Source organism: Burkholderia sp. WTPI3, from assembly GCF_021483755.1.
Classification (GTDB): Bacteria; Pseudomonadota; Gammaproteobacteria; order Burkholderiales; family Burkholderiaceae; genus Burkholderia.
Genome location: NZ_JAGIXF010000022.1, coordinates 95,082 through 103,756 on the forward strand (window position 1 = coordinate 95,082; position 8,675 = coordinate 103,756).

The 8,675-nt window shown below is 63.0% G+C and carries 8 protein-coding genes and 1 tRNA gene; all 9 read right to left on the bottom strand.

The genetic code is table 11. The features are described 5' to 3' along the window. Window positions 1-6 precede the first annotated feature (6 nt). Window positions 7-1,548: an enoyl-CoA hydratase-related protein gene (locus J7024_RS14890; RefSeq protein ID WP_234745185.1), complete on the bottom strand. Its 1,542-nt coding sequence runs from the start codon at window positions 1,546-1,548 to the stop codon at window positions 7-9. A 38-nt stretch (window positions 1,549-1,586) separates the two neighbouring features. Further along, window positions 1,587-2,009 (bottom strand): acyl-CoA thioesterase, encoded by a 423-nt coding sequence (locus tag J7024_RS14895; RefSeq protein WP_234745194.1) that lies wholly within the window; start codon window positions 2,007-2,009, stop codon window positions 1,587-1,589. 11 nt (window positions 2,010-2,020) lie between these two features. Beyond that, a complete protein-coding gene (locus tag J7024_RS14900; RefSeq protein WP_234745186.1) occupies window positions 2,021-3,172 on the bottom strand; it encodes an iron-containing alcohol dehydrogenase in 1,152 nt (383 codons plus the stop codon). 587 nt (window positions 3,173-3,759) lie between these two features. Beyond that, entirely contained in the window at window positions 3,760-4,767 is a 1,008-nt protein-coding gene (locus tag J7024_RS37335; RefSeq protein ID WP_124660002.1) for a winged helix-turn-helix transcriptional regulator, read from the bottom strand. A gap of 58 nt (window positions 4,768-4,825) precedes the next feature. Further along, window positions 4,826-5,815 (bottom strand): XdhC family protein, encoded by a 990-nt coding sequence (locus tag J7024_RS14915; protein WP_234745187.1) that lies wholly within the window; start codon window positions 5,813-5,815, stop codon window positions 4,826-4,828. A 408-nt stretch (window positions 5,816-6,223) separates the two neighbouring features. Continuing rightward, window positions 6,224-6,610, bottom strand: a complete 387-nt coding sequence (locus J7024_RS14920) for a Dabb family protein (protein WP_234745196.1) — start codon at window positions 6,608-6,610, stop codon at window positions 6,224-6,226. Beyond that, window positions 6,610-7,320 (bottom strand): hypothetical protein, encoded by a 711-nt coding sequence (locus J7024_RS14925; RefSeq protein WP_234745188.1) that lies wholly within the window; start codon window positions 7,318-7,320, stop codon window positions 6,610-6,612. The genes J7024_RS14920 and J7024_RS14925 overlap by 1 nt, the downstream gene beginning before the upstream one ends. 248 nt (window positions 7,321-7,568) lie before the next feature. Continuing rightward, window positions 7,569-7,661, bottom strand: a tRNA-Sec gene (locus J7024_RS14930). A gap of 38 nt (window positions 7,662-7,699) precedes the next feature. Next, a partial coding sequence (locus tag J7024_RS14935) for a SelB domain-containing protein (RefSeq protein WP_234745189.1) occupies window positions 7,700-8,675 on the bottom strand: 976 nt, incomplete at its 5' end.

An 8,675-nucleotide genomic window follows, 5' to 3' on the forward strand; every position in this document is an offset into this window, starting at 1 on the left:
CCTCCGTCAACGTCCCTGGAATTTCGCCGAGCGCTTTTCCGCGAACGCGGCCCGGCCTTCCCGATAGTCGTCGCTGCTGGCTGCCGCCGCGATCATTGCTTCGGCTCTATCGAGATCCAGCGCGCCGGTCCCCATTGCCATCCCGTTCAGCTGGTATTTCGCTCCCGCCAGGCTCAGCGGCGCGTTGGCCGCCATCGTTCTCGCGAACGCGCGCGCATCGGCCATCGGATCGCTCGTCCTTGCGCGCGACTTGCCGCCGGTCACACGCTGCCACCACGAGAGCGGCGCGACCTGCGCGTCGTCTCCGGCAATCCGGTCCACGAATCCGATGTCGCGTGCCGCACGCGCATCAAATCGCTCTGCGCCGTAGAGAATCTTCTTTGCTTGCGACACCCCCACCAGCGACAACAGCTTGCGCGTCCCACGCACGCCGTAGATGATGGACAGGCGCGCCGCAGGAATGCCGAACGTGGCGTCGGGAGCCGCGAAGCGGAAGTCGCACGACATCGCCAGATGCGCGCCTCCGCCCAGGCAGTAGCCCCGCAATACGGCAATGGTCGGCTTCGAGATGTTCGCGATCGCATCGCAGCACGCATCCACCGCAATCTCGTACGCGTTCGCCTGGCCAGCGTCGGCGCGCACTTTCTCGAACTCGGAGATGTCGGCGCCGGCACAGAAGTCGTCGCCCGCGCCTGTCAGCAACACGGCCCGCACCTCGGGATTTCGTTCAAGCGCGGCCATAATCGACGGCATCGCAAGCCACATCCCGTATGTCATCGCGTTGCGACTGCGCGGCCGGTTCAAGGTGACGACCGCAATCTGATCGGAGATCCACACCTTGATCTTCTCGGTCATCAACGCATCCGTCACCTCCGCCTGAAGATCGGCCAACGAGACCGCGGGTGCGCCGTCCGCCCCAGAGGAGCGAGCCTGCGGCGCAGCGCTGCCGATGGATTCCACGCGTTGCCGCGCCGCCGCGGGTTCGGCGGCGACGGCCAATTCCGCGTGAGCCGGCGCAACGAGCGGACGCTCGATCGACACAGCCGCCATCAGTGCATCGACGCCCATGGTTGATGACGACGTCTCCTGTTCGCCATTGGCCATTTTCGTGCCGACCTGCCTCGCGAACAGATCGAAGAAATCGTCCGCCGACTTGCGCGCCGCCGCATCGATCATTCGCGAGCCCAACTGCGCCAGCTTGCCGCCGACGTTTGCCTTGACGCCGTATCGAAGCAGCGTGACATCCTGCTCCAGCGCTTCGAGCGCCACGTCGATGTCCGCACGCGCGAAGCCTGCCGCGCCGCCAGACCCTTCACCCGTCAGCGTGTAACTGACGGGCGCAGTGATATTCGACAACGTCACCTTGCCGGCGAACCGCGCCTTGATCGGCCCGACCTTCGACACCACCGTCGCGGTAAATTCGTTGTCGGCGCTCTTCTCGAGCACTTCGCACCCTGGGATGCTGGCCTGCAGCACCGCCGGATCGTTGAGCGCGTTCCACACGGTCTCGCGGGATGCCTGCAACCGTGCCTCTCCTGCCATTTCCATTTGTTCTCTCCTCCAGGACACCTGTCGTGACCGGCGCATCAGGCCATCAACGACCGCAAGACTTGCCGGACATCGTGCGGAATCGACACCGGACCGTTCGTTGCCCGATCGACATAGACGTGTACGAACTCGCCGATCGCCGAAGCCGTATCAGCATCGTTGCGAAACAGCGCGACCTCGTAGCGCACGCTACTGTTGCCGAGATGCACGACCTTCACGCCGACGTGGACGACGTCAGGAAAGCCGATCGACGAGAAGTACGTGCAACGCGTGTCGACCACGAGCCCGATGACGGGACTGGTTGCAATATCGAGCACGCCACGTTCGATCAAATGCCGATTGACCGCCGTATCGAAGTACGCGTAGTAAACGACGTTGTTCACGTGCCCGTAGGAATCGTTGTCGGACCAGCGCGTCTGGATAGCGCTGAAGTGCGGATATTGGGCGCGACGCGACGGCATTTTTTTCTGGGTCACAGAACCTCCTCGTAGAGCGCAGCCGCATCCTGAAGGGAAATCTCGCGCGGGTTGTTCACGAGCAGACGGGTTTGACGCATCGCGTCTTCCGCCAGTGTCGCGATATCGCCGCGGCTGATACCGACGTCCGACAGCCGCGTCGGCAAGCCGAGCGCCTTCGGCAGTGCAGTCAGTCGCTCGACCAGTGCGTTCGCACGCGCACCGGTATTTCCCGTGACGTCGGGCATCAGAACGGCGGAAAGCTCCGCATACCGGTCGGCCGCAGCATCGAGATTGAAACGCATGACCGCCGGCAGAACGAGCGAGTTCGACAGCCCGTGCGGAACATGAAAACGTGCGCCCACCGGATAGGCCAGCGCGTGCACCCCTGCTACGGGCGCATTGGCGAACGCCAGGCCGGCCAGCATTGCGCCGAGCAGCATTGCCTGGCGTGCGTCGCGATTGGTGCCGTTGGCACAAGCCTCGCCGATGTTGGCGCCGAGCAAGCGAAGCGCTTCCTTCGCGAGGCAATCGGAGACCGGATTCTTCAGGCACTTGCTGGTGTACGCCTCGATCGCATGAACCATCGCGTCGATGCCCGTCGCTGCTGTGACGGCGGGCGGCAGGCTCAACGTCAGATCCGCATCGAGCACGGCGATGTCCGGCAGCAGAACGGGCGAGACAACGCCCTTCTTTTCTCCGTCTCCGGTCGTCACGATAGAAATCGGCGTGACCTCGGATCCCGTTCCCGCAGTCGTGGGCAGCAATACCAGCGGGAGCCGCGGCCCCTTCGCGACGCCCACGCCGTAGACGGCGTCGAGCTTTTCCGTCCGGTGTGCGAGAAGCGCCACCAGTTTCGCGACGTCGAGTGAGCTGCCGCCGCCGATACCGACCACGCAGTCGGCCCGGGCGGACACCGCCGCATCGGCCGCACTATTCACAACGTGAGCCGGCGGATCGGCCTGCACGTCCGCATACACCGTAACGGCCGTGCCGGCTGCCTCGAGGCTATCAAGAGCCGGTTTCAGCAGACCGTTATCGACGATACCGCGATCGGTCACGAGAAAGACCGCGCGACAGCCCAGCCGGCCGACGATTTCCCCAAGGCGGGCCGAGGCACCGGCCTCGACGATCGTAGACCTGTTCGACTGAAACTCAAATGCGTTCAATTTTGCTCCTCCACCCGATCACGGAATCACGGAATCGACGACAATGTCGTGACGACAAACTAACTTGCATAAGTGGACTATAGTGAGCGAAATTCTGATTTGCAAGTTCCTTGTTCGACAACTTGTCATGTATGACGCCGCGCGGCTATCCAGCCGCGATTTACCGATTTATTGAAGCATTCCGCGTGGATGCGGCCGTCGCTTTCGTGGGGAGCGCAGCCGTTCCAATATGAAATCGCGAACGTAGAGATCGCTTGCATTTCCGATACGTTCCTGGTTGTTGTGTACCGGACATGCCTACACGGTTAACGTCCGCTGCGAGGTCGAATCGGGACGCGGCAAGTCCGCGCGGGCGACTTGATGCACGTGGCGACACGTGCAGTCGATCCGGCGCACCAAACCATGAGGAAGGAGAAAAAGGAGATGACGAGGCAAATCGCCACGCGCGCGGTCCGCCGGCGCGATTTGAACGAGACGCCCAGCCGGCCGCCAGGCCCACCGGGCGAGAAGACAGCCGCCGCCATCCTGATGAATCGATCTGCCGCCGTACGCGCGCTCGGGCGCCACGCGGCACCAAGAAGCGCGAGTCAGGCGACGTCGAGCTCTACCGGCAGCGCATACCGCAGCACGTATGACATTTCACGCGGATCGAGTTCGGTGCCGCATTTGTCGCATACGACGATTGCATGAAAATCGTGGTCACACTCTCGGTGCCGGAGTTTCAACGGTGCTTTTCCCCCAGACAGCCACTTGTCACCCCAGGCCATCATCACCAGCAGCGGCCCATACAAGTCGCGGCCCATTTCGGTCAGCCGGTACTCGTAACGCTTCGGCTTCTCCTGATACAGCCGCTTCTCCGCGATACCCTGCTCGACGAGTCGCTGCAGTCGGTCCGACAGGATGTTGGTAGCGATACCCAGGCGCGACTGAAACTCGTCGAAGCGTCGAACACCGTAAAAGAATTCCCGGATCACGAGGAAACTCCAGCGGTCACCGATGATCTGCAACGTTCGCGCGACCGAGCATGGGCGAATGCGCTCGAGAACGCTCACGTCCGAATTCCGGCGCGAACGCTTGCGTTCAGCGATACGCTCCTCACTGCCCGCCCCCGGCCCGTCGCGATAGTGGACGGACCTCGGGTCAATGCCGGCGTGACAGTGTGAGCATGCGACGCGGGGCGTGCAATCGCATTTGCAGGTCTTGTGAATCAGTTTCAACGGAGGCTGCGCGCCGCCCGCAAGCCAACGGTCGCCAAAGGCGAGCAACGCAATCATCGTCGCGTATAAGTCGCGACCCTGCTCCGTGAAACGGTACTCGTAGCGGGCACCGCCCGTCGACGGAAGCTGTTTCCTCAGTATGCCCAGAGTCGTGAATTTCTTGAGCCGCTCCACCAGCGTGGTACGCGGCACCTGCAGGATGCTCTGGAACTGCTCGAATCGCCGGACGCCAAAAAAGCACTCTCGCAGCACCAAAAATCCCCACGCATCCGACAGTATCTCGACTGTTCTCGCAACTGATGAATAGCGCTCGATCGATGCAAAACGTGCATCCGACGCACTGTGGCTCGACGATTCGAGCATGGTGGGTTTAGCCATAAGTTCATCGAAAAATTTTATCTGCCATTCACACAACGCCACACAGGTACGCGCGTGCCTATTCGCTCCGTTGCGGCACCGACGGCGCATCGCGCAGCGCGTGCGACTGCACGACCGGCACACCGTACCGGTGCGAAGTCATCTCCGCCATGATAGCCACCGCGATCTCCGGCGGCGTTCTGGCACCGACGTGAAGCCCGATCGGACCATGAAGCGCTGCAACCTGTGTGTCGGTCAAGTCAAACAGCTTGAGCCGTTCCCGACGCTTCGCGTTATTCGCACGCGAGCCGACCGCTCCCACATAGAATGCCGGGGATTTGAGCGCCTCTATCAACGCCAGGTCGTCGATCTTCGGATCATGCGTCAGCGCAACCACGGCCGTGTTCGGATCCAGGCCGACTCGCTCGATCAGGTCGTCGGGCATTTCGCGAAATACTTCGGTATGAGCCACAGACCATTCCCCGAGGTACTCTTCACGCGGGTCGCAAACGATGACGCGATAGCCCAGCGCCACCGCCATCCGCGCAACATATTCGGACAGTTGCCCTGCACCGATGATCAGCAGGCGATGTCTCGGTCCGTAACATGCGCGCAACGACACGCCGTCGAACGAGGTCGGGGCCGCCGAATCGGTCGGCCTCACGTCGGCTTCGCCGGTATTGGCATTCACGTTGCGGATCACTACCCGGCCACGCCTGACCCATTCCAGCGCCTCGTCAAGGCGCGACGATACCCGGACCGGTTCCACGAGAATCATCAGCGTGCCGCCGCACGGAAGGCCGAAGCGATGGGCGTCGTCCGCCGAGAGGCCGTAGGTTACGACAGTCGGCGTCGAGCCCGAAAATCCGACGCGCCACACGCGCTCGATCAGATCGTCCTCGAGACACCCGCCCGATACGGAACCCTTCACTGCACCGTCGTCACGCAGCGCGACCATCGCGCCGATCGGGCGAGGCGCCGAGCCCCACGTCTTCAGAACCGTGCCGAGCATCACCGCGCGCTCGGCGCGATGCCACATGACGGCAGTTTCCAGTACGTCTCGATCCATGCTATCCAACGCAGTTCCCCTCCACGGCCCTTCCACAGTATGCCAATTAGTTCATTTATGCAAGTAACGCACGCCTGACACACGTGAGAAGGTTTGCCGCTGGTTTCGACTTTGATAGCCCTTGGCACGGAGGGACAGGCTTCGAGTTGCTGCGACAGTTCGGGCAACCGTAGGCCAAAATAAAGTCGTCACCGTTTATGAAGTAAAGATGTCACTTCGCCAGTCTCGGTCGACCGAAAGATGCGAAACCCTTGTGAATCAAGGGATCGCAGCCGCGAACTAAAGTTCTAACCGAGCCCGGCTTCGCGAAGACCAATGTCAATCCCCCTGGAGCGGTGACAGCCGCCGGCCACGCGTTGCGCGGAACCTCCGTTTGAACGGACGATCGTGGCGTAGTGGTAAGGTTCCCTATCCCGCTGTCGCGTCGATCCCGACGCCAGGAGCTGCACGCGACAGCGAATGGCGGTTCTGCAGCGACGCAAACGACTCTGAACGACCGAGATGGAATGGACACCGCCCTCCCTTCGGCGACGCAGGGGCCTGCTTGAGCGCCTGAATCAGCGACACGTGCGACGGATGTCGCAGATAGCGCTCCAAGTCGGCTTGGCTATCTAAAGACGACTCCAGCACATAGTCCCTGCAGATCGGCCGATCCAGTTCGTTGGCCGACATGCGCCACTCGCGCACGAATGGGATCTCGGCGTTTAATGCGCTCATTCGCGCAACCAGTTCCTGCTCCAGTTCGGCTTGCCGCCGCACGTCGGCGAGCTTTCGAAACGTCACAATATGCTTCATCACGATGCGGCCTTCCCGTCTCGCGCTGCAATCGCGTAGGCCGGGGCGCCCTGCATCGCGACCGGCCGCAAGAAGCATTCAATCGCCGCATAACCAACCGAGGTCGTCCGCAGGCAGACCGATGTCGGCCACGGACCACCGTGACGCTGAGCGTGCGCGACGACCACTCCGATCGGCACACCGGCGAAAAGGATGCGCCCACCGATCCGCTCGGCTGCGCGTACAGCGCGCGATTGTCCGGCGTGTCCGCGGCCGCGCCCCACAGCGTGACCGTCAGGTGCCCTGCGCGATCGACTGAACCCGCACGACGACGACTGCTGGGCCGAATACCTCTCATGCAAAGCCGAATCACCGATGAGCGCGTCGGCGCGAACCTCGAAGAGCCGCGGCGCGGGGCCCGCTCCGGTCGACGGCTGCGAGATCAACGATAACGTGTCCGGATGACCCGCAAGACGCTCGATGCTAGCGTCGTACGCAGGCGAAAACCTGCCCGTCAGCATCCGATGCGGCGTCTGCATGGCCAATGCTGCGGCCAACTGCAAGACGAAGCGATTGCCTGCATCGTCGTCGAATACGCAGATGATCCACGGACTCATACAGAACCGATAGCAACCGAGTACGATCGACGCCGCCAGCGTCTGCGTCGGTTCCAGTTTTCCGTTCGACAACGCATCCGGCAGGACCATCAGCGTGCTCAGCCATTTGAGCACACCCTGCTTCGACTTCCTTCGCGGAACTCGAAACCGCGAAGAGAGATCGTGCTTTTCCTTGTCCGGTCGCGTATCCAGTGTGCCTCTGCGTTCCCGGAGCAGCCCTACCCATGCCTCTACCCACGAATTCACGCAGAACCCATATGTGAATAGCTGAAACGCGGAGAGACGTCGGCGTCAAGAAACATGCCGAATCAATAACTTACGGACGTTGCAGGCCATCCAAGGAACGCCTCGGAAGCTCCGGGCGGAAGGCAGCAGGAGTCGAACCTACCCGGGAGTGTCTGACACCCCCAACCGGATTTGAAGTCCGGCCGTACCACCGGATACGAATGCCTTCCGTGGGGAAAAACAAAAGAGCGAGAAGAACGACGAGCGCCTACGCCTGAATACCCGCCCAACCGCTGTCAGGCCGCAGGAAGTGAAGATCGCGGTGGAAGCGAGTATACCCAACCCGATCGAAGAACTCGAGAATCTGGATCGCCCGCTTGCGGCCGAGCCCGGTCGCGTCACGAAACGTCGCGGCATCGAGCCCGCCGCCGCGCGTCGGCGCGAGATGCGCAACCAGCCCGGCCAGTTCGCGCACGACGTCCGTGTGATAGAACAGGTCGCGCACGATCTGATGCACATCGCCGCGCCGCGCGAGCTTGCGCAGCAGCGTGCGCACGGCGTCCTCGGCCGCGCCCGTGTCGTGCGCCAGATCGCGTACCCACGGCGGATCGAAACGCCCCGCATGAAGCAGCGGCAGCAGTTGCCGCGCCAGCGCCTCCTCGCGTGCGTCGAAGCTCACCGAATGCGACGGCAGATGCAGCCACGGCCCGCTTCGCACGACGTCCCCGCCCGCCACCAGCGCATCGACGAGTGAGCGCCACAGCGCCTCGTCGACGACCGGCGCCGCCATCCGTCGCAGACGTGCCGCATCGATCCCCTGCTCGTCCGGCATCCGCTCGTGATACACGCGCAGCGTGTCGATCGCCCGTGCCTGCAACGCATGCCAGTGCGTGCGCGCCATCACCGTGCCGTCGTTCGACGCCGCATTGCGCTGGCCGATCGCCAGCGCATCGTCCGGCAGCACGAGCGCCTCCGGCGCGAACCCCGTCAGATGCGTGAGCATCGTGCGGGCAATGCCGAGCGGCGCCTGCGCGAGCAGCGCATCGAGCCGCCCTTCGTCGAGCCACACGGCCAGCGCGTCGAGCCATGCGCGGCGCGCAGGCGTGCGCCGCTTGCGCGCTGGTCCGAACGGATCGAGCACACGGCCGCCGCCGACGGTACGCGTCGCTTGCGGGTTGCGCACGATGAATCTATCGCCCGGCAGCGCGAATACCGGTTCGTCGAACACGAGTTGCACACGCATC

Bases quoted from the DNA above. Each gene is read 5' to 3' on its own strand.
- J7024_RS14890 (WP_234745185.1), bottom strand. From the start codon at position 1,548: ATGGAAATGGCAGGAGAGGCACGGTTGCAGGCATCCCGCGAGACCGTG.
- J7024_RS37335 (WP_124660002.1), bottom strand. From the start codon at position 4,767: ATGGCTAAACCCACCATGCTCGAATCGTCGAGCCACAGTGCGTCGGAT.
- J7024_RS14920 (WP_234745196.1), bottom strand. From the start codon at position 6,610: ATGAAGCATATTGTGACGTTTCGAAAGCTCGCCGACGTGCGGCGGCAA.
- J7024_RS14915 (WP_234745187.1), bottom strand. From the start codon at position 5,815: ATGGATCGAGACGTACTGGAAACTGCCGTCATGTGGCATCGCGCCGAG.
- J7024_RS14895 (WP_234745194.1), bottom strand. From the start codon at position 2,009: ATGCCGTCGCGTCGCGCCCAATATCCGCACTTCAGCGCTATCCAGACG.